This window comes from Halopseudomonas sabulinigri, assembly GCF_900105255.1.
In the GTDB taxonomy this organism is placed as follows: Bacteria; Pseudomonadota; Gammaproteobacteria; order Pseudomonadales; family Pseudomonadaceae; genus Halopseudomonas; species Halopseudomonas sabulinigri.
The window spans coordinates 3081016-3102441 of record NZ_LT629763.1 but is presented as its reverse complement, the minus strand read 5'-3'; the positions used below and the strand labels follow the sequence as shown (position 1 = coordinate 3102441).

Below are 21426 nucleotides of genomic sequence, written 5' to 3'. Positions count from 1 at the left end.
GCATGTTTTTCACCGACGAGCGACTGCACTTCTTCCGCCCGCTCACCAGCAAATACCGCGAACAGATAGTCGAATGCCTGCGCCTGCTGCACGAGCGGCTGTACAGCGCGCGCGCCGATTATGGTGAGTCACTCAAGCGTGAGCAGGTACTGGATATCTTCTGCGAGGCGCTGGAACGTGCGCCCTTGCTGGAGGGTGAAGACGACGACAGCGGCCGCTTCAAGAGCAACCGCGAACAGGCCGGCTGGGTACTCACAGCTCTGCTGGAGCACGGCTGGCTGGAGCGCCAGGTCGACCAGGCCACCTTCCAGTCCACCTATCCGTTCAGCCGCATGGGCCGGCTGTTTACCCAACCGCTGGTGGAAGCCGACGGTCGCAGCGTGCGCACCCGCCACCGCAACACGCGCAATACGCTCAACGCCCTCTCGGCGTTTCTCAATCACGGCGAGGTTTATGACCTGCTGGATGCCCACGAGTACTCCGAGCGCATCATCGCCGACTTCACCGACATCATCGCCGAGTTGGAAGAGCGCAAGCGTGAACTGGTGCGCGAGGTAGAAGCGCAGCAGCTGGTACAGCAGGCCAGCGACCAGTTCTTCGATTTCATGGAGCGCCGCTTTCAACCGGACGTGGCCATCCGTCTGTCCGCCGACAGCGTTGAAAAGCACCGCGAGCGCATCCAGGAGACCATCGAACGCATCCGCCGCAAGCCGCGCGAATGGAAGGCACAGGCCGAGCGCGACCTGCGCCGACTGGCCCCGGACCTGCTGATCGACGCCAACAGCTCGGTGCTCTGGCAACTGCTCGACGGCATCGAAAGCCGCCTGCGCAATGCCTCGGACATCATGCTGCCGGCGCTGCGCAAAACGCTGCAAGGCTTTACCCAACGCGCCGACATCATCATTCGTCAACTCAGCTACCTGCATAGCCAGAAGCACAGCGACGTGGTGGGTCTGTGCCGCGAGTTGTCCAGTCTGCCGGCAGACGAGTGCGCAGCGCGGCTCGATGCCGCCGGCGAGGCCATGGCCAGCGTGCGGCTAGGGCTGGTCGACCCGGCCAGTGTGCGGCTGCGCGAGCGCCGCGAGCGCCCGCCGGTGCAGAGTCTGATGAGCGATCTGGACCAGCCGGACGACGACACCCTGCACGAGCTGGGCGTACAGCAGCTACTCGACAAGGCCTTCACCATCAACGCCAGCAACCTGCGCGACTACCTGCGCAGCGCGCTGGGCAGCGGTACGCGCATCGACAACCGCGACCTGCCGATCAGCAACGCGCGCGACCTGCTTGCGCTCAGCCACCTGATCGAACTGGCCGGGGCCGATCATGCCAGCCATGGCCTGCGCGTGCGTATCGAGCCCACGGGCAAGCCAATCACCGACGAAACCTATTTCTCCCGCCGCGATGGCTTCATCATCGACCTGGAACAAGACGATCATGCGTGACGCACTGGATAGCCAACTCAACGAACGCGGCCTCAGCCCGGAAGCCTTTTCGGAATTGATGATCCGCCTGCTCGACCGCGGCGTGCTGTGCCGCGACGAAAGCCAGCGCGAAGCCGAACTCTACGATCGCTACCTGCAGGTCAGTGAGCTGGTGGAAGATTACCTCTCGGTGCTGCGCATCCGTGTGCTGCACGAGCCACGCTTCAATCTGCTGCGCATCTTCCCGCCGGGTGCCGAAGTACCCGGACTGGCCGATACCGACGACAGCTTCAGCAGCGGCCTGCGCGAACGGCTGAGCCAACAGGAAGTGGCGCTGATCCTGGTGCTGCGCGCCGAGTACGACCAGGCGTTGCGCGAAGGCCAGATCGACGAGTTTGGCCAGGTGATGCTGTCACTGGAAGCGCTCAACCTGAGCTGCCGCAACTTGCTCGGCCGCTCCCTGCCCGAGCAGCAGGGCGAGCGCAAGGCCCTGCTGCGCCGTCTGCGCCAATTGCGGCTGATCCGCAGCCCGAGCGATGCCGCGCTGGATGAGGGTGAGGCCTGGCTGACCATCCGCCCCGGCATCATCAGCCTGGTGACCGACAGCGCGCTGGCACAGCTGGCCAGCGCGCCGACCGATGACAACGACGACCTGCCCGCCGAGGATAGCCACTGATGTATCTGAAACGCTCAATCACCGTCAACTGGGGCAACCTGCCGGTTGAGGAACTCGAGTACGGTCCGGTCAACCTGTTCTCCGGTGGCAACGGCTCCGGCAAGACCACAGCCGCCGACGCCCTGCAAACGCTGATGACCGCCGCCCACGACAATCTGTTCAACTACAACCCCGGGCAGGATGAAACCACCCAACGTGGGCGCGGCGGCAAGCAGGTGCGCACCCTCGCCTCCTATGTGCTGGGCTGCGACGACGGCGCCTTTGCGCGGCCTTGGGACACCGACGGCTACATCGTCGGCGTGTTCCACCCGACCCAGGGCGAATCTGCCGACCCCTTTACTGCGGTCATCGGCGTACGTGCCCACCTGGACGCCGCCGGCAGCAGCCGCCAGGCCCGCCAGGACGAACTCCTGCTGATGATAGTGCCGGGCGAAATGCTCTCGCTCTCGCACTTTGTGCAAAGCCGCGACGATGGCCGCCACGCGGTCAGCGTCACCGAGCTGCCTAACCTGCTGCGCCGCCAGTTCGGCAAACAGCAAGTCGAAGTGTACGAGCGCAAGAGCGCCTATCTGGCTCGCCTGTACGGCGCGCTGCGCGGCCGCCCGGATGCCGTCTCGGTGCGCGAAGCCAAGAACGCCGCGCGTACCTTTGCCAATTTCATGGCCTACAAGCCGGTCAAATCCATCGATCAGTTTGTCGCCGAAGAGGTGCTGGAGGCCCGCGAGTTTGGCGACACCATCAAACGCATCCGCGAGCTGCTGCGCACCGTGCACGGAATGGAGCAGGAAGCCAGCCGCGTGCGCGCGGCGGTCGAGCTACTGTCGCACGCCAGCCAGCAGGCCGAGCGCTACCAGCAGACCTGGCTGGAGCGCACCGGCCTGACTTACGCCGCTGCCGCACACAGCTGGCAAAAGAACCAGCAGGGTTATCTGGCCGCGAAGGAAGAGCAGAAACAGCTGAGCAGCGAGCTCGCCAACATCAGCGAGGAGCAGAAACTCACCGCCGAGCGCATCAAGCAGGCCCACGCTGAGCTGGTACAGCTCGAAGCCCGCCGCCAGGGCATCCCCGCCCTGCAGAACAAGGACCAGCTGGAGCAACGCCAGAGCCAACTGAGCAACCAGCTGCGCGGCGCGGTGCCCGCACTGCTGACCCAGGCACAGCAGCGTGACCGAAATATCGATGCCCTGCGCGCCACTCAACAGTTGCTTAGCCAACACAGCCTCAGCTTGTCATTGCCGGCCCTGGCCAGTCGTGGCTGGCGGGAGCGCAGCCAGGCGGTGTTGAGTGCCGAGCAAGCTCCGGTGGCCGACCTCAATCAATTGCTGGCGCGCGACTGGATTGACCTTACCCCGCTGGACGCCGGCCTGGACGCCATTCGCAGTCAGCAGGCCAGCCACAATCAGCTGGCCGAGCTGCTCAGCACGCAGGATGCTGAAGGCGTTACGGTGCTGCAGCAGCTTGATCGCCTTGAGCAAAAAAGCGCCGCCGAGCTCAGCCAGCTGGAACGCCAGATAAACCAGACCAATCAGCGCATCAGCGCGCTGAAGTCCAGCCGCGTCAGCTACCCGCTGTATGTTGAGGAGGCGCTGCGCACCATTCGCCAACGCTGCCCGCAGGCCGACCCGCGCGTGCTCTGTGACCATGTGGAAATAGTCGACCCCGATTGGCAGATGGCAATCGAAGGCTATATCGGTGGCAGCCGCTATGCGATTCTGGTCGAGCCCGAGTTCGAGGCCGAAGCCATCCGTATCGTGCGCCAGATGAACAGCCGCGAGCGTAACCGTGCCCGCGTGATTCAGGGCCACAAGGCACGCCAGGACGCCGAACGTATCAGCCTGCCCGAGGACTCCATCCTCAAGGTCATGCGCTTCAGTCACAAGATTGCCGAATATTATCTGCGCGCCTCCTACGCCAGCGTTAGCCGCGTGGCCGACGCGGAAGCCCTGCGCCATACCCGCCGTGGTGTGACCAGCGAGGGTATGGGCTCGGGCAATTACGCACTCTTCCGTTGCGACATTGACGACAGTCAACTGGTCTTCGGCGCCGCTGCCCGCGAGCGCAACCTGGCGGCGCAAGAGGCCGCGCTGGAGCAGCTCAGCGTGCAACGCCACAGCCAGCAACAACAGCACCAAGCGCTTCAGCAGCTAGCCCGCCAGCTGGGCCAGATTCAACCGCTGGACTACGCCGCCCGCGCCGCCGCCCTGCTCGACAGCCAGCGGCAACTGCACGACGTCGAACAGCAACTGGCCACGCTGGATCTGGGCGAACACCGCGATCTGGAAGATCAGCAACAACGCGTCAGCCAGCGGCATGCCGAGCTGGAGCAGAAGCGCGACGCGCTGGGCGAGCAGCATGGCGAATTGAAAGAAAAGCTGCGCGGCCGCGAACAGCGCATTCAGCATTTTGCCGCCCAGAGCGATCAGCTATTAGACGCCAAGGACGCCGCCGAACATGCACTACTCGAGGCCGCCGCCAAAGTCCCGGGCTTAGACCCACAAGCGCGATTGGAAGAGCTCGACAGCATGCTGCAGCAAAGCGGCGGTCAGTTCGACTTTGCCGCCGACAGCCTGGCGCTCACCGACCTACTGCACCGTCAGGCAATTGAACTACAGCGCGCGCTGGAGCAGTACAACCTGCAAGCCCAGCCAGCCGACATGCTGATGGCAGACACGCCGGCAGAACTGCACAGCTTGGCGTTCTTCAGCCACGTCGGCGGCCTGCACCAGCAGCTCGACAACCTGCACAACCGCCTGCGCAACAACGTGCTGCTGGAAAAGCAGGAACAGCTCGCCAGCCTGCGTGACAGCTTCAATACCACTTTCGTCAGCGACTTGTGCCACGAAATTCACCAGGCCATCAACGACGGCCGCCGCGTACTGGAGAACCTCAATCAGGAGCTCGAGCACCACCAGTTCGGCGCCGACCGCGAGCGCTTTCAGTTCGACTGGGACTGGCTGCCCGAGTACAAGGGCTATTGGGACTTCTTCAAGGAGATCATGCAAACGCCCAATTTGGGGGACGGCGCCAGCCTGTTCGACAGCAGCCTGTCCGACAAGGCCAGCGGCATCCGCGATCAGCTGCTCAGTCTGTTGCTCGATGGCGATGAACAGCAGGCCCTGCGCGAGCTGGAGCGTATCAGCGACTACCGCCGCTATCGCCGCTACGACATCCTCAAGCATCCCGCCGGCAAGCAACCGATCCGCCTCAGCGAATACGGCACCGGCTCGGGCGGCCAGTTGGAAACCCCGGCCTACATCATCCGCGCCGCCGCCGTCACCAGCGCCTTCCGCTTCAACGAGGGCGACAGCCACCTGCGCATGGTGATCGTCGACGAAGCCTTCATGCACATGGACGAAACCCGCTCGCGCGAGGTGATCGCCTACCTGACCGAAACCCTCGGCCTGCAGCTCACCTTCATCATGCCCACCAGTAAGGCCGGCCCCTTCCTGGAAATGGTCAGCAACCAGTTTGTGTTCAGCAAGGTGCCGAGCAAAGTGGCCGTCGGTGAACTCAACACCCGCGTGCTACTCGACCGCCAACAACTCAACCGCGACAAGGTGGCTGAGCTATGGGCGCAGCATCGTCGGGTTATTCGGCAGCAGGGGGCGCTGGAATTTATGGCGGACTTATGAGCGAGTTGCCACCCCCTCCACGTTGCATAACCGACGAGCCTTGGTTGATGCACTTGCTCGACTGGTTTCTAACCCGGCTTGAGACAGACCGCCAACGAGATGTCATCAGAAGGGTTACCGCAAAGAATATTCCAGCGTTATTTGATTTCAATGAAGCGGTTACTTATCGCTGGGAGCTGATAAGTGAAGAGCTGGCGAACAACTATGAGATTTTCCAAGTTCGTTACGCTCGTCAGAGCAGTACAACGGAGCGCTACCAAGACGCCCAGTTGCGCCTGAACTCTCTCGCTGAACCATTGCTTAGGCTGTGGCTCAATCGTCCTGAGATTTCAGAAGAACAGCTTGCCTGGCAAAAAGCGATTGATCTTTACGCGGCAGATTCCGCCGAGCAGCGGAAGGTATTTCACCAGCGCAGGATAGATATTCCGGGATTGACGCCCAATCAAGTAGTACAAGGACTGGTTGCCGTAGGCAACCACTTGCAACAAGGCTTTAGCCTACGCGAACTATCGGCACGTTGCTTCCTGGGTAACTCCAAGGTTCTGGATCGGCGATACGACCTACTGGCGCAGCTGTATGGAGCGGACGCCGAAGCCATTAAGGCACGACCTCTGTTATTAAACGTATGGGCCCCAGTCGCGTTTGACCGAGTATTAATCGTAGAAAACCAGGATAGCTTTCTACGCCTGTACGAAAGGCCGCCAACCAGCTGCGCCCTACTCTATAGCGGTGGCTTTCGGGCCGGAGCCCAACGCCTGCTCAGCGAGCATACTTGTTTCAGCTTTTTACCCGGATCAGACCACGGTTATTTCAAGCAAAACTGGCCACCTACCCAAGCTCACTTCTGGGGCGACCTTGATTATGCAGGCATGAGTATCTTGCGGGCTTTGCGTAATAGCATTCCCACGCTGACAGCTTGGCGTCCGGGCTATGCGCCGATGTTAAGCTCTCTGCTCGAAGGGGCTGGCCATACTCCCGAGCAAGCAAAAAAAGAAGAACAGACAGACCCACTCAACACAGGGTGCGATTTTGCGGACGCGGAAATATTGCCAGCACTACGCATGACCGGACGCTTCATCGATCAAGAAGGTTTTCTGATCAATGAAGGTCAAGGCTGACGCAACCAGTTTTTACCGAACTCAAACCGACGAGTTGGACGGTTTTACATTGTAATCAGGCAGCAAACACTTCAAGCATCTTGCTGCAGAAATCATCCAGATCGTCAGGCTTGCGACTGGTGACTAGCCCGCTGTCTTCGCACACCGACTGGTCCACCCAATTACCGCCGGCGTTCGCAATATCGGTCTTCAGACTGGGCCAGGACGTCAGAGTACGGCCCTCGACCACGCCCGCCTCGATCAGCGTCCAGGGCGCGTGACAGATAGCGGCAACCGGCTTGCCCGCGGTGAAGAACGATTTGATAAAAGCGACAGCGTCTGCGTCCATCCGCAACGCATCCGGATTAGCCACGCCACCGGGCAGTACCAAGCCATCGTAATCACTAGCCGAGACCGCCTTCACGCTTTTATCGACGGTAAAGGAATCCGCCTCGCTCAGGTGGTTGTAGCCTTTGACCTCACCGCTCTCAAGCGACACCAGATGCACAGTAGCCCCCGCGCCTTTCAGGTCTTGCCAGGGACGCGTCAGCTCGATCTGCTCCACGCCATCAGTGGCGAGAAACGCAATGCTTTTGCCGCTCAGTGAATTGCTCATAAATTTCTCCTGTTCGGATAGGTGTACTTGTTATGGCCGCGTATCCGAACAGTGGTTCCGACAGTTTTAAATTGTGTCTGCGTATTCAGAGAGCATCAATGAAAGACTACGGCGCAGAATATCCGTCATTCGTGAACAGGACCGACGTTTTTCTGCCGACTACCTGTTAAATTTATTCGCCTGAATTCAACGTGACCTGCAACAAACAAGGACGTGTCCATGCAAGCCCGCCTTTTACTGTCGGCAACCCTTTTCGCCCTGCTGACAGGCTGCGAAGCCCAGTCTCAGCCGCTCCCCGAAAGCGAAAAACTCAGCACCGACAAAGTCAAAGCTATCGCTGAGCGCGTCGAAACCAACTATCCCGACCTTTCGCGCGATTTGCGTGAGCGAATCCTCGCTACCGTGGTGCGCTCGCTGGACGATATGGTGTTTATTGAAGGCGGCGAGTTCGAGATGGGTGACTTTGGCACCCTCTGCCAGTACGACCCGGCGAACATGGGCACTTGGCCCTATGGACAGGACCCGGAGCGGTTATGTCCCATTACGCCCGAGCGGCATGATGATTACCTGCATCAGGTGCGTTTGAGCAGTTATCACCTGTCGCGATATCAGACGCGGCTTGAGGATTTTGATCTGTTTCGCACGAGTTTGGGGTTGGAGTTGTTCGATGCGGAGCTGCGGAAGCGTGAAGACCTTCAAGAACTCTTTCATCCGGCTAAACCTGCATGGACGAAAAACTGGAAGGAAGCAAAAGATTACTGCTTATGGCTTGGAGAACTGAGTCGCTACCCCGTAGACCTTCCCTCTGAGGCTCAGTGGGAATACGCGGCACGGAATCGTGGGCAGTACGTGCAGTATCCTACTGATAATGGCAGCCTGGGTTACGGTCGCAATATCGCAGCGGACGAGGTTACCGACGAATTACCTATCGCTCACTTTACGCCCACGCCTCTTGGCTTGTATGACATGGCCGGCAACGCCACCGACTGGGTCAGCGATTGGTACTCCGAAAATTACTACCGGGTATCGCCAGTAGAAAACCCGAAAGGCCCAGCCACTGGCACGCAAAGAGTACGTCGCGGGTCGAACTATCAAGAGTCTATGTGGATGAGCGCGAACACCGTCCGGCGCTGGAATGACGAGCCTGAAAAGAGCAGACACCTACCAGGCACTAGCTTTCGCTGTTCAATACAATCAGATGCGCCACTCTAGAGACAGCGATAGCTTCTCAGCTCTAGGCAAGCCCATCAAACTGACCACTGCGTTGGGCCGCCAGCAACGTTTCTCGCTTGTTCAGAGGAGCGGACGGGGTCCATGCCAAACCCACAGAAGCAGCAGAATGTGCGCCTTGAGCAACAGACAAGGTACGCATGAAGCGGTTAAACTCCCCCTGTTCACGAGCATCCAACAGCCGATTTAAACGGTTAAGACTGTCCATGGCGTTGACGTTTTCACCCTTCGGGGAACAGCACTCCAGCAATTTAATCATCTGCCTCCAGCTCCGAATATGCGACAACAGTAGAACCAAGGCTCTCTCCTGCTTCTCGTGCCAACTTTCTATAAAGCTTTCGCTTAACAGGTAGACAATGGGGCCCAGCACTTCAGGAGGTAGCTTACCCAGAGAAAGGCGCTCACCATCCACAAGCACGGCTTGATGAGTTAGCAGGTAATTCGCCATATTTTCAGCCTCCAACTTAGAGGCTTGACGCGACTTCCACCACAAGTCCAGCTCCAGAGCTCCCTGTTCGAATACTTTTATTGCAGCCTTGCCTGGCGTCGAAAGCACCTGATAGAGGCCTTGAACAAGGTATCGAAAAGCATCTTCGTTAACACTTAGCAGGTAATAGTAATCCACCTCAGCCAATGCATCGCAAAAGAGCCTCACTACCTTGTATGTATTTTCCAGATCAACCACAGTCGCAAAACCGCCACTGGCTCCGGGTCCAAAAACCAAACGACCATTGCAATTAAGAGCCAGGCGATCACTACGAATCGTTAATCCAAAATCAAACCCGGCACCAATACCCAGCGCACCATTACCCTCAGCCTTTATCTCCGCCAGACTAGTCCAGCTGCTACTGGCGTTAGACTGCCCAGAAACGACCTTGCCACGACCCACCTTGCTCGGCTCAATCCATTGCAGCGCGCCGCTCAGTGCACCGCCTGCCTGGACGCCGCCAAAGGCATCACCTTTAACCCCAATATATCCTCCTCGACTTGTCTCGAGTCGTGGTGAGCCAAACAAGGCCGTTGCGCCGCTTGGGCCTTCGTCGCTCGGCTTATACTGCGCTGTTGCCCGCGCGTGGCCTTGTACCTGCGCTCCCAGGAAAGCTGAGAATTCTAGTTTTCCCTGCAGCCGGAACACGCCGAACGGGTGCAATACCGCCTCACCATTGGCGTTGCGATAGGCTAGCTGCATGGTTCTTCCGCCCTGCGAAGGAAAAAAAGCAGTAAATGCCACTGCGGCTTCGCCAAGCGAGTACGCCGCACTGCCCTTGGCGCCCACCTCAATATTTCCTTCGGCTGGGTTCCAGCTATTGACTCCTGCGCTGGCGCTGGCGGCAAAGCGCAGGGCATGCGCTTCTGCGGACACTGCGTAGGGCGCAGCATCATCACTGTTGCTGGTCCAAGCTGTCTCTTTGTGTAGCGAGTTGAGCAGATTGTCGTTCTGGCTGCTCCAACTAACTAGCTTGGCCTCAAGACTCCCCAGCGGGCTCGCTCTACGGTCGTTGCCAATCTCTTTGCGTATCTCGTCCAGCAATTGCTTACCCAATTGCCTGCCAAAGGACTTGCCTTTCAGCACGCGGGTACTCACTTTGATTTTCCAATCAACCTGCTCGTGGAATCGTGCCGCCACGTAATAGCGGCGGTCAGGCCGACCGAACAGACTGACCTCAACCACGGTTATACCACTGCGTTGCCGGGAACCTCTCTCCCTCTGTGTTTGTCGGCTACCACGCCAGCCGTAATCAACATTTGGCATTGCTCCGTTTGCTAGTGAGGAGCCGTCTTCAGGTTCACTTTTAAGCATGCCCCGCAGTCGAACAATCTCTGCATCCAGCTGTTTAATTTTCTCTGCGCGCAGGGGCTCCCAGTTGCTTTCCAGCATGTTTCCCGCATCAAGTGCACGCACCGGGCTATAGGCGATATACCATTCACGCGCTTGGCGCAGCTTGGTGAGCTGCCCTTGAATATCCTCTTCGCTAGTCAGGGTGGGTTGCGGCTGCGCAGCGGGAGGGTCAATGCTAAGCAGGCCCGCCTCTTCGGCTTTCCTGTTCCACTCCTCCTTCTTGCACCGCGCGCAGGCGCATTCAGCATCGGGGCTCTGCTCTTTCTGGCAGTCGACTCGCTGACGGGCGGCAGCGAGTGACGCCTCCAGCTCATCCATCAACGCTTGGACCCGGTCAATCTCACGATTCAACACCGTGGCTTGTTCTTCGGTCAGCACATAAAGATGCGGATCACCTGTCACGTGCACCACATCCACCAGCTCTGCTGTGCAAGGGCTGCCAGCTTGGGTCTGGGTGCTGCTGCAATCATCTGTATGCCGGGCAGGCGGCAGGGATGACCTGGAAGTATTTGCGGGCGTAGGAGCACTCACAATCGAAGCATCATTGGCGGCAGCATCCCGCGGGGGCAGCTTGAGCTTCCAGCCGGACTGAATGTTGTCAGGACTCCGAATGATGGGATTGCGCTCCTGCAATTCCTTAGAGCTGGTGCCGTGTTGCCGAGCAATCGCGGTGAGTGTGTCGCCGGTCTGCACAATGTACTCGTTGCTGTTTGGCATATCCTTTCGTCCCTAGCCCTGTAGGCGTTCCAATTCATCCAGTTTGCCCGTCATAACCAAATCCTTACGCGCAAGCACCGCATCTGCTGCCGGAGAGGGCCAATTGGCGCCTTCACAGCAAAGCGCCAATCTGAGCCAACGTTCGTAGTGGGCCTTTTGTTCCGCACCGGCAGCCTGCGCGGCGAGCAGTTGGTTGAAAACAAAATCCGTTGGTTCAGGCATGGTGAGTACGGATTGGTAATCAAGCGTCAGTTCAGCTGCGATTATCTGTAGCCGCGCCTGAGTTATTTGCTGTTGCCGCTGCGGGCCTAGGTGCAGCCAACCGGGCTTCTGCACTGCGCCACTCCAGGCACCGGACCGTGCGACATACCGCCAACCCAGTTCATTTCGCCACGCTATGCCAGAAAAGGGACCGAGAAATTCGTCGCGCTCGACCGCTGTCAAACTCACGAGCAACGGCTCAAGCCAGCGTGGCTCGAAAAAGCGCATCAACTGCTTGCGGCCGTCATGCGTGGTCACGGTTAGCAAGCTCTGACAATGTTCAACCGCAGCAGACCAATCCTGCGGGTGATCCAGATACAGCACACAACCACCATTGCTCTGCTCCAACAAAGCGCTGGCGTAGTCAACCCAATCGCCCGCTTGCTCGGAAAGCACCAGTGCCGGACCGTGTTCACTCAAAGCCGCATATTCAGTGCCATGAAACAGGGATGTCCATTGAGGCTCGCCCTGCGGCGCTAATTGATAAATCCAGCGCCACAATTCAGCATCCGCCGTGGCATCCAGAACCACGCAACGCTTGCCTGACATACCCGTGGGAGCGCGCTCAAAGGGAGAAGAAATCTCTTGGGGCATGGTTCTTATCCGTGCGTATGAATAGTGCATTTGCCGCTGGCATCAAATACACAGCCCTCGGCTGGCAGCAGGTGGCCTGCCAGCGCCTGAGCACGGTACTGCTCAAGCACTATGCCGGATTCCGCCGTATCCGCCGCAGCTGCTTGTGCTGGTAGTGCCGGGGCCGCCCCTGAGCCTTTACCGGGCGCGCCACCCGCGTTCATCTTCACATTCGGCCCGACCAGAGTGACCCCACTGGGATCAATTTTGATAAAGGCGCCGCCCGCAGTGAGGGTGATTTCACTGCCAGCTTCAATGACCATTTTCTGGCCGGCTTTGAGGTGGATTTCGCGGCCAGCTTTGACCAGTTGGCTGTCACCCAGCTTGACGTGCTGGCTGGTGCCGACAGTGAGATGGTCGTTGGCTTTGATTTCGGTTTTGCGGTCGCTGTGGGTGGTGTGGTGCTCTTCGGCTTTGAACTCGCTGTAGCTGTTGGCCTCGACCGTGTCGTGGCGTTCGTTGCCGACGCGCACTGTCTGGTTGTTCTCTATGTTCTCGTCCCAGTCCTTCTGCGCGTGCAGGTAGATCTGTTCTTCGCCCTTTTTATCCTCGATGCGCAGTTCGTTGTAGCCGTCGCCTCCAGGGCTGCTGAGAGTTTTGAACACGCTGCGGGTTTTGTGCGCGGGTAATTCGTACGGGACTTCGTGTTCCTTGTGGTACAGGCAGCCGGTGACCAGGGGTTGATCGGGGTCGCCTTCGAGGAATGAGATGAGTACTTCCATGCCGACTCTGGGAATAGCGATGCCGCCGTAGCGGTCGCCGGCCCAGCTGGAGGCGACTCTGAGCCAGCAGCTGGTTTTGTCGTCAGCCTGGCCCTCGCGGTCCCAGTGGAACTGGACTTTGATGCGACCGTACTGGTCGCAGTGGATTTCTTCGCCCTCAGGGCCTGTGACTACGGCGCTTTGGCTGCCGAGGACCTTTGGTTTTCTGTGATCGAGCTGTGGTCGCCAGAGGATCTGCCAGGGCGTGGCCTTGAAGTGGTTGCGGTAACCCTGGGTGAATCCGTCTGCTTTGCTGACATCGCTGGTGACGCCTTCTTCGAGCACTTGTGGTTGTTTGCCTTCATGCTGGATTTCGGTCAGCAGCCAGAGGTCGTTCCAGTCGTCTCTGGGGTGACCAGTGAGCGGCATGAAGTGGCCGCTGCGCAGTTGCGGTTGATCGCTGCTGCCGTCGGCCAGTTGTTGTTCGGCGCGATGGCGTTCGAGGGCGATCTGGCTGAGCTGTTTGCCGCGCTCGCGGTCGGTGAAGCGACCGGGGTAGTCGTAGTCTTCGAGGTCGGGTTGGGGTTTATTTTGTTCTTCTGCTGTGGCCTCGCCTTTGTAGGCGGCTTCCATCAGCAGGCGGGGCTTCTCGAAGTCGTAATCCCGGCGGGTGACGCGGCTGGGGCGGGTTTCTACTCTTAAGCCGAAGCGTTTGACGACCGGCTGGTCGGCGACCAGGCCGGTGCCCTGGCTGTAGCCGATTTGTTGTAATTGCGGGAAGGCGGTCTGGTCGTCACCGAAGACAATGATGTGGCCTTCCTGGCTGTGTTCGAAGTGGTAGTGAATACCTTCTTCTTCACACAGGCGCTGGATGAACTGCAGGTCGGTTTCGTCGTACTGGGTGCAGTAGTCGCGCGCCGGATGGTTCTGGTGCAGTTGAAAGCGGTAGGCATCGCTCTGGATGCCGTGCTCTTCCAGCAGGCGGCTGATGATCTGCTGCCCTGTCAGGTGCTGGAAGATGCGTTGATTGGTGCGGTGCGCCAGGTAGCTGAGCTGGGGGCGCAGGCACAGATGATAACGGGTGAGGCGCTTGCCGGCTTCGCCCTGGGCGAGGCGGTCGATTACGCCGTGGATGCCTGCTCCCTGGCCCATGTCCAGATAGGCGGTGTGGTGCAGCAGGGAGGCCAGGTCGATGTCCGGCTGTTCACTGACCAGCTCCAGCTCAAAGGCGTAGGGCCGGTTGAGGGCCTCGCTGCCGGTGAAGGCCAGTACCTTGAAGTCGTGGGCGGCGCCGTCGATGTGCAGGCTGAAGGCCGCTTCATTGGCTGGAGAGAACATCCGTTGTCCTTTTTACAGAATTCGTTCAGCGATCCAGGCGGGGATCGGCGAGACGCTTGAACGCGAAAAGCCACCGACTGACTCTCAAGTCACTCGGTGGCCTGGCATTGTAAAGACCTTAGGCGGCGATGGGTGTGCGCCAGTCATCAGAACCGGAGGTTCCTGAGACTTCGTGGGTCCAGACGATTTTGCGGTAGGTGAAGTAGACGTCTTCCAGGTGGGTGAAGTGCGCCATGTTCGGGTCTTGGCAGTTAGGCATCTGCGACTGCACATCGACGATGATGGCGTCGTGCAGTTCGATGGTGAAGTAGTGCTCCTGGGTGCCGGTGGCAGAGGTGCGGTACCACTCCAGGCGGCACTTGCTCAGGCGCTCGCCGGAGGTCAGAGCGTTGAAGATCAGCGGTGAGGACTTGTCGAACACCTTGGTGATCATCAGCGGCTTGTGGACGCGCTGGCCGGTGGGCTGGCCGGACTGCGGGTCACGCGGGATGATGACCTGGTGGTTGTAGCCCTGCACCAGCACCTGGTCTTCGTGGCCTTCCTGGAAGATGTTGCCGACTGAGTCTTCGGTGAAAGTACCGGCGGTGATCAGGCCCTGCTTGGTGCCTTCGATGGTCAGATACGCGGGTGTTGGCATTGCTGCTCTCCTTGCTTGAAATGGGGTGACCGGCTGATCCGGTTGACCCAGTACAACCAAGAGCTGTGCCAGGAATAAAAAGGGCAATTAAATCAAACGATTGGAGTGATCAGGCAGGCAGCCGAAAAGCCGTTTGTGATCTCGGTCACGCAAAGTTGCGCAGGATGTTGCGCAGTGCTGTGCAAGTTATTGCGCAGTGGGGTGGAGGCAGCGTAGCACGGGGGTTGCAGGCGCTTTTAGCAGGATGGCGGCGTGGTTGCTGCGCCAATAGTTGCCAACCTCACGCAGACTCAAAAACCGGTAACCGCCCTCAGCGGGGAGCAGTCACCAGCGCACAAAGCTTGGCCACACCTTCGACCACACGGGGAGTTGGACGCACCAGTTGATCGCTGGCCAGCACATAAAGACGCTCATCGGCCACCGCCTTGAGCTGCGGAAAACGTCGCCAGTCATCCAGCCAGGGCTGGGCCGAAATGGCCTGATCGGCTAGGGCAATGATGATATCCGGGTTGGCCGCCAGTACCCCTTCCCTGCCCACCTGCGGCGCCAACCCCGGCAGCTTGGCGAACACATTTTGCGCGCCGCAATGTTGCAGGGCGTCCGAGACCAGCTGACCGCCGGCGACCGTATACAGCGGGTTGTCCCACAACTGGATAAAGACCCGCTGCGGCCGCTGACCGGCCGGCGGCGCCAGGCTTTGCAGTTGCTGATGATAGTCGCTCAGTACCTGTTCGGCTTGCGTATCCTGCCCGAGCAACTCGCCGAGGGCCTGCGTGGCGCTGGCAATATCCGCCAGGCTTTGCGGATCAAATTCGACCACCTGGATATGCCAGCTGCGCAACCGCTGCAGCAACGCCGGTGAATTGCCGGAGGTCCAGGCCAACACCAGGTCCGGGCGTTGCGCGACTATGCTCTCGGCAGACAACGTCTGGTAGGCACCCACACGCGGCACTTGGGCCAACTCGGGGGGGAGCTGGCCGTCGTCCAACACGCCGACCAGACGGTCGCCGGCATCAAGTAATTGCACCATGTCGGTGAGAAAGGGAGCGAGACTGACAATGCGCTGCGCTGCAGCCTGAGCCGGCAGCGCAAATAAACAGGCCAGCAAGGCTGCCCACAGGCAGATCCGCCGCCTGGGCAGCATCTATTGAACCCAGGCTGCCGGCGGGCGATAGAGTGCCATGGCGCCGAGGCTGACCAGCACCAACAACAACAGTGGAATCCACTCGCCGATGCAGAAGAAGTGAATCACGCCAATAAAACCGGGCAGCTCCGCTGCCAGCAGGCCAAACATCTGTTCACGGTGCAGCACCGACCAGGCCGCCTTGGCGCCCTCGTCGTTGCCCAGTGCCTCGGCGTGAATCAGCGCCAGCTTGTAGCGCCGAAACCGCCACAGGGTGACAAACAGGCTAGCCATGGCCAGCGTAAACAGCGGAATGGCCGCGGCTTGAATCACGCCATCCCAGTCGCCCATAACCCAGACCACAATGATGGGAATCAGCAGCGCACTGGCGCTTTGCATGCGCCAGACCGTGCGTAGGGTGCGCCACTGCGGCTTGGCGTCAAACATCGTCAGGCTCGGTTTCAGCTTGATGCAGCTGCCCCAGCATGTGCCCAAGCTTGCCAGCCTTGGTCGCCAGATACTTGCTGTTGTGGGGGTTCTTGCCAAACTGCAGTGGCAGCCGCTGCGCTACCTCGACCCCAAAGCCCTGCATGGCTTTGACCTTGCGCGGGTTGTTGGTGAGCAACTTGAGGCTGGTGATACCCAGATGTTCCAGCATCGGTTTGCAGATGCCGTAATCGCGCTGATCGGCACCAAAACCCAGCAGCTCGTTGGCCTCGACGGTATCGGCGCCGCCATCTTGCAGGTGATAGGCGCGGATCTTGTTCATCAGGCCGATGCCGCGACCTTCTTGACGCAGGTACAGCAGCGCGCCGCGGCCTTCTTTGGCAATGGCAGCGAGCGCTGCTTCGAGCTGAAAGCCGCAATCGCAGCGCAGGCTGAACAGCGCATCGCCGGTCAGGCACTCGGAGTGCAAACGGCCCAGTACCGGCTCGCCATCGGCTACGTTACCCATGGTCAGGACCACATGCTCCTTGCCGGTCTCCTGTTCGAGAAAGCCGTGCATGGTGAATGTGCCCCACTGGGTGGGTAGCTGGGATGACGCAATAAAGGTGACTGTCACACCGGTCTCCTGTACAGCTGCTGCATAAAGGGGCAGCTATATTAGCAGGAGAAGGCCGCCCGGGCGACGTTCAAGAGGCCTGAATCAGCCCGGTGAATGCACCGGTGCCGTTTAGTACTTGCGTTCCAGCACCAGAGTGCTGCCCTGATCATCCATGCGCACCCGGCTGAGCCAGCTCATCCCCAGCAGTACATCCGTCGGGAAACCGCCCTCCAGCACCAGCCCCTGCACATCGCGCAGTTCGATATCACCGACCTTGACGCGGTCGAGCTGGACCCGATACGCCTTGACGTTGGCACTGGCGGTATTGGCGCGCACCTCGGTACCGGTAACCAGAAAGTCGATGCCCAAGCGCCGTGCCTGAAAGGCGTTCATCGCCACGCTGGTGGCGCCGGTATCCACCATGAACTGCACGTTATGGCCGTTGATCGAGCCATGCGCAATGAAATGCCCGCCCTCGCCCCGTGCAATGCTGACCTGCTGGGTGTCGCGCTCGGCAAAGCCTTCGGTGTATTCGCGCTGCAGGCCGTACTGACGCCGCTGACCGTTGATGCTGATGGTCGCACTCGTGCTGTTTGCCGAAATCAGCGTTACGCCCTGCGGCCCCGGCTTACCTGCCCGCAGCATGTGCCGCTGGCCATCGATATTCACCACCGCCGCATTGGCAAACAGGCCAACCACGCGCACCACCGGCTCGGCCCAGGCGGCGCTGGCGAGCAAGGCCAGCGGCAAGAGGGCTGAGTTGATCAGCTTGATGAGGGTGTTATGCATGCGATTATCCTTTTTCTGCGTGCGGAACTGTCGGCCGGAAGACCGCGTTAGACCATAGCCAATAGGTACTCGGCAAGCAACAGCACGGCCAGCGCCATGAAACCGGCGATGATGTCGTCCAGCATGATGCCGAGCCCGCCGCCCACATGGTGATCAATCCAGCGAATAGGCCAGGGCTTCCAGATATCAAACAGGCGGAACAGCAGAAAACCGGCCAACAGCCAGAGCCAGCCAGTTGGCGCCAGCCACATTGCGATCCACAGGCCGACGAACTCGTCCCAGACGATGCCGCCATGATCGTGCACGCCTAGATCCGCCGCGGTTTTGTGGCATAGCCAGATACCCACCAGGGTGCTGAGCACCAGGACTGTCTCGTAGCCCCAGGGCGGCAGCTGCTGCCAAAGCAGCACAAAGGGCAACGCCGCCAGCGTACCCCAGGTACCGGGCGCCCTGGGCATGGCCCCGCTACCAAAGCCGAAGGCCAGAAAGTGAATGGGGTTACGCCATACCGAGGCGGGGGCGTGCTCCTGCGAATCAGTCATCCGAACTCCTGAAATGTTGATAACCACGCTCGCCACTGAGCGGGGCGTAGCCCTTGCCGACATCCAGCAGCACACCGTCGCCCGCATGCACGCTGCCGATCACGCTGACCGCATGCCCTGCTGCACGCCACTGGGCGATACGCGGCTTTGCCGCTGGCGGCAGGGTGAACAGCAGCACATAGTCGTCACCACCGCGCAGCATCCACTCAAGTTGCTGACGTTCGGGCCAACTGACCAGCGCCTCACTGGCCGGCAGACGCGCCGCATCAATATGCAGCGCTACGCCGCTGGCCCTGGCGATATGCTCGGCATCGGCCAGCAGGCCATCGGATACATCCAGGCCGGCGGTTGCCACGCCGCGCAGCAGTTGCCCCAACGCCAGCTGCGGCTGTGGTCGCCAGAAACGTTGCTGCAGATAATCCTGGCCGACCAGCGGCAGCCCAGCTGGTACATCGCGGCGCTGCACCACGGCCAGACCAGCGGCGCCATCGCCCAGCGGCCCGCCAACGCAGAGCAAATCTCCACCCCGCGCGCCGTCGCGCCGCAGTGCCTGTCCGCGCGGCACCTGCCCAAACACGCTAACGCCCAGATTCAACGGCCCACGGGTGGTATCGCCACCAATCAGGTTGATCGCAAAGTCACGCGCGGCAACCGACAGGCCGCGGGAAAACGCCTGCAACCAGGGCTCGTCTACCTTGGGCAGACTCAGGGCAAGGGTAAAGGCAAGAGGGGTAGCGGCCATGGCGGCCAGATCGCTGACTGCCACCGCCAGAGCTCGATAACCGAGCTCGGCGGGGGATACTGCTCAGGGAAGTGCACGCCGGCCAGCAACGAATCGGTAGAGATAACCAGTTGCTGGTCGGCGGCCAGCTGCAATAGAGCGGCATCGTCACCGATGCCCAGCGCAATGGCCGAAGGATCGGCAGCACGCTCCAGCTCTGCGGTACGAAAGTAGCGGCCAATCAGCGCAAATTCATCCAGTGCCATGCCGCCCTCTCCCACCGCTATAACGGCTTACCGGTTGCGCGCAGCGCTGACCTCGGCCTTGCGCAAGCGGGGTGCCAGCTTGTCGAGGATGCCGTTGACGTATTTGTGACCGTCGGTGGCGCCAAACGATTTGGCCATCTCGATGGCTTCGTTGATCACCACGCGATACGGCACATCGATACGCTTGAGCAGTTCGTACACGCCAATGCGCAGTACAGCCAGCTCGATCGGGTCCAGATCCTTGATATCGCGATCCAGCACCGCACCCAGCTGGTTGTCCAGCTCGTCCAGATTGCGCGGCACGCCGGTCAGCAGCTCATGAAAATAGGCGCTGTCGACCTTGCTGAAGTCGTTGTCGGTGCGAAACTGCGCTTCGATATCCGACAACGGCTGATCGGCCATATGCCAGGAGTACAGCGCTTGCAGCGCCAGACTGCGCGCCTTGCGCCGCGCCGACGCCTTGGGACGACCGGCCGCTGCGGGTTGCTGCTCGTGGTTGTCCACTCAGGCCTCCAGCTGCTTGATCACGCTGACCATTTCATAGGCCGACATGGCCGCTTCTGCGCCCTTGTTGCCGGCCTTGGTGCCAGAACGCTCGATGGCCTGCTCGATGCTGTCGACGGTCAGTACGCCGAAGGCAACCGGAATACCGTATTCCAGCGAGACCGAGCCCACGCCCTTGACGCATTCACCGGCAACATACTCGAAGTGCGGCGTGCCGCCACGGATAACCGCGCCCAGGGTGATGATGGCGTCGTACTTTTTCAGGTCAGCGACCTTTTTGACCATCAGCGGGATTTCAAAGGCGCCCGGCACGCGGACGATGGTGATATCGGACTCTTTCACGCCGTGACGCTTGAGTGAGTCTACGGCGCCCTCGACCAAGCTCTCGACGACAAAGCTGTTGAACCGGCCAACAACCAGTGCATAGCGGCCTTGGCCAGTTACAAAATCGCCTTCGATGGTACGGATAGTCATGGGCACTCTCTCTCAATTAAAGAACCGGCAGCGCGCTCAGGCGCTGTCGTGAATCAATGCGTTTATTCGCAGGGCAGGTATTCTACTACTTCCAGATCAAAGCCGGATATGGCATTGAACTTCATCGGCGCAGACAGCAGGCGCATCTTGCGCACGCCCAGGTCACGCAGAATCTGTGAACCGGCCCCTACGGTATTGTAGGTCGAAGGGCGGCGCGGCGCCGCTTTGCCTTCACCGAGGTTGCTGACATGCGCCAGCAGCGATTCGCTGTCGACCTGATTACCCAGCAGCAGCACCACGCCACGGCCTTCCGCAGCCACCCGACGCATGGCGTCCTGCAGGCTCCAACGGCCGCCTTCCGGGACCAGAAACAGGTCGCGCAGCGGGTCGACGTTGTGTACCCGCACCAGGGTTGGCTCTTCCGGCTGAATATCGCCCAGCGTCAGCGCCATGTGCACCACATCGTCGGTGCGGTCGCGGTAGGCAACCAGGCGGAATTCACCCAGCTCGCTCTTCAGCTGCTTTTCTTCGGCGCGCTCGACGGTGCGCTCATTGAGCAGGCGGTAATGAATCAGGTCGGCAATGGTGCCGATCTTCAGATCGTGTTGCTTGGCAAAGTTTTCCAGATCGGGCCGACGCGACATGCTGCCGTCGTCATTCATGATCTCGCAAATCACCGCCGACTCGCCAAAACCGCCCATGCGCGACAGGTCGCAGGACGCCTCGGTGTGGCCGGCCCGCGCCAGCACGCCGCCGGGCTGGGCCATCAGCGGGAAAATGTGACCGGGGCTGACGATGTCCTCGGCAACCGCATTCGGCGCTGCCGCCGCCTGCACAGTGCGTGCACGGTCAGCCGCGGAGATACCGGTGGTAACGCCTTCGGCGGCCTCAATGGAGACGGTGAACTTGGTACCAAAGCCCGAGCCATTGCGCTGCACCATCAAGGGCAGCTTGAGGCGCTCGCAATGCTCCAGACTCATCGGCATACAGATCAGGCCGCGGCCATAACGGGCCATGAAGTTGATGTGCTCGGCCTGACAGGCCTCGGCGGCCATGATCAGGTCGCCTTCATTCTCGCGGTCCTCGTCATCCATGAGGATGACCATCTTGCCGGCGCGAATGTCTTCAATCAGTTCTTCAATGCTGTTCAGTTTCATCCGGCC

The 21426-nt window shown here is 60.2% G+C and carries 18 protein-coding genes and 1 pseudogene; 5 read left to right on the top strand and 14 right to left on the bottom strand.

The window, feature by feature from the left end; genetic code table 11:
* Positions 1 to 2: 2 nt before the first annotated feature.
* From BLU26_RS14150 to BLU26_RS14135, 4 genes are read left to right on the top strand one after another with little or no spacing between them, the layout of a single operon-like run.
* Positions 3 to 1442 carry a Wadjet anti-phage system protein JetA family protein gene (locus tag BLU26_RS14150; RefSeq protein ID WP_092287530.1) on the top strand — a complete coding sequence of 480 codons (1440 nt, stop codon included), beginning with the start codon at positions 3 to 5 and terminating at the stop codon, positions 1440 to 1442.
* Complete coding sequence (locus BLU26_RS14145; protein WP_092287529.1) at positions 1435 to 2097, top strand: DUF4194 domain-containing protein; 663 nt, start codon at positions 1435 to 1437, stop codon at positions 2095 to 2097. Before BLU26_RS14150 ends, BLU26_RS14145 begins: the two co-directional genes overlap by 8 nt.
* The gene (locus tag BLU26_RS14140; RefSeq protein ID WP_092287528.1) at positions 2097 to 5729 is read left to right on the top strand and encodes an ATP-binding protein; all 3633 of its coding nucleotides are present in this window, start codon (positions 2097 to 2099) and stop codon (positions 5727 to 5729) included. The genes BLU26_RS14145 and BLU26_RS14140 overlap by 1 nt, the downstream gene beginning before the upstream one ends.
* The gene (locus tag BLU26_RS14135; RefSeq protein WP_231701954.1) at positions 5726 to 6847 is read left to right on the top strand and encodes a Wadjet anti-phage system protein JetD domain-containing protein; all 1122 of its coding nucleotides are present in this window, start codon (positions 5726 to 5728) and stop codon (positions 6845 to 6847) included. Before BLU26_RS14140 ends, BLU26_RS14135 begins: the two co-directional genes overlap by 4 nt.
* Positions 6848 to 6902: 55 nt before the next feature.
* On the opposite strand, the gene BLU26_RS14130 is transcribed toward BLU26_RS14135, so the two are convergent.
* Positions 6903 to 7442 carry a type 1 glutamine amidotransferase domain-containing protein gene (locus tag BLU26_RS14130; protein ID WP_092287526.1) on the bottom strand — a complete coding sequence of 180 codons (540 nt, stop codon included), beginning with the start codon at positions 7440 to 7442 and terminating at the stop codon, positions 6903 to 6905.
* 219 nt (positions 7443 to 7661) lie between these two features.
* On the opposite strand from BLU26_RS14130, the gene BLU26_RS14125 reads away from it, so the two are divergent.
* Entirely contained in the window at positions 7662 to 8654 is a 993-nt protein-coding gene (locus tag BLU26_RS14125) for a formylglycine-generating enzyme family protein (RefSeq protein WP_092287525.1), read from the top strand.
* 22 nt (positions 8655 to 8676) lie between these two features.
* On the opposite strand, the gene BLU26_RS14120 is transcribed toward BLU26_RS14125, so the two are convergent.
* From BLU26_RS14120 to ribBA, 13 genes and pseudogenes are all read right to left on the bottom strand, one after another.
* Complete coding sequence (locus BLU26_RS14120; protein ID WP_092287524.1) at positions 8677 to 11229, bottom strand: LysM peptidoglycan-binding domain-containing protein; 2553 nt, start codon at positions 11227 to 11229, stop codon at positions 8677 to 8679.
* 12 nt (positions 11230 to 11241) lie between these two features.
* A complete protein-coding gene (locus tag BLU26_RS14115; protein ID WP_231701953.1) occupies positions 11242 to 12084 on the bottom strand; it encodes a DUF4123 domain-containing protein in 843 nt (280 codons plus the stop codon).
* A gap of 5 nt (positions 12085 to 12089) precedes the next feature.
* Entirely contained in the window at positions 12090 to 14162 is a 2073-nt protein-coding gene (tssI, locus tag BLU26_RS14110) for a type VI secretion system Vgr family protein (RefSeq protein WP_092287522.1), read from the bottom strand.
* Positions 14163 to 14280: 118 nt separating this feature from the next.
* Positions 14281 to 14799, bottom strand: a complete 519-nt coding sequence (locus tag BLU26_RS14105) for an Hcp family type VI secretion system effector (protein WP_092282965.1) — start codon at positions 14797 to 14799, stop codon at positions 14281 to 14283.
* 310 nt (positions 14800 to 15109) lie between these two features.
* Positions 15110 to 15943, bottom strand: coding sequence for a cobalamin-binding protein (locus BLU26_RS14100; protein WP_092287521.1), 834 nt, complete (start codon positions 15941 to 15943; stop codon positions 15110 to 15112).
* Positions 15944 to 16369 carry a hypothetical protein gene (locus tag BLU26_RS14095; protein ID WP_092287520.1) on the bottom strand — a complete coding sequence of 142 codons (426 nt, stop codon included), beginning with the start codon at positions 16367 to 16369 and terminating at the stop codon, positions 15944 to 15946.
* Positions 16362 to 16985, bottom strand: coding sequence for a GTP cyclohydrolase II (gene ribA / locus BLU26_RS14090; RefSeq protein ID WP_092287519.1), 624 nt, complete (start codon positions 16983 to 16985; stop codon positions 16362 to 16364). Before ribA ends, BLU26_RS14095 begins: the two co-directional genes overlap by 8 nt.
* A gap of 111 nt (positions 16986 to 17096) precedes the next feature.
* Positions 17097 to 17756 (bottom strand): retropepsin-like aspartic protease family protein, encoded by a 660-nt coding sequence (locus BLU26_RS14085; RefSeq protein WP_092287518.1) that lies wholly within the window; start codon positions 17754 to 17756, stop codon positions 17097 to 17099.
* 47 nt (positions 17757 to 17803) lie between these two features.
* The gene (locus BLU26_RS14080; protein ID WP_092287517.1) at positions 17804 to 18298 is read right to left on the bottom strand and encodes a phosphatidylglycerophosphatase A family protein; all 495 of its coding nucleotides are present in this window, start codon (positions 18296 to 18298) and stop codon (positions 17804 to 17806) included.
* Positions 18291 to 19279, bottom strand: a pseudogene (gene thiL, locus BLU26_RS14075) (thiamine-phosphate kinase). Before thiL ends, BLU26_RS14080 begins: the two are co-directional and overlap by 8 nt.
* A 33-nt stretch (positions 19280 to 19312) precedes the next feature.
* Positions 19313 to 19789 (bottom strand): transcription antitermination factor NusB, encoded by a 477-nt coding sequence (gene nusB, locus BLU26_RS14070; protein WP_092287516.1) that lies wholly within the window; start codon positions 19787 to 19789, stop codon positions 19313 to 19315.
* Entirely contained in the window at positions 19790 to 20263 is a 474-nt protein-coding gene (gene ribH, locus BLU26_RS14065) for a 6,7-dimethyl-8-ribityllumazine synthase (RefSeq protein ID WP_092287515.1), read from the bottom strand.
* A gap of 62 nt (positions 20264 to 20325) precedes the next feature.
* On the bottom strand, positions 20326 to 21420 hold the full coding sequence (gene ribBA, locus BLU26_RS14060) for a bifunctional 3,4-dihydroxy-2-butanone-4-phosphate synthase/GTP cyclohydrolase II (RefSeq protein ID WP_092287514.1): 1095 nt from the start codon (positions 21418 to 21420) through the stop codon (positions 20326 to 20328).
* Positions 21421 to 21426: the final 6 nt, after the last annotated feature.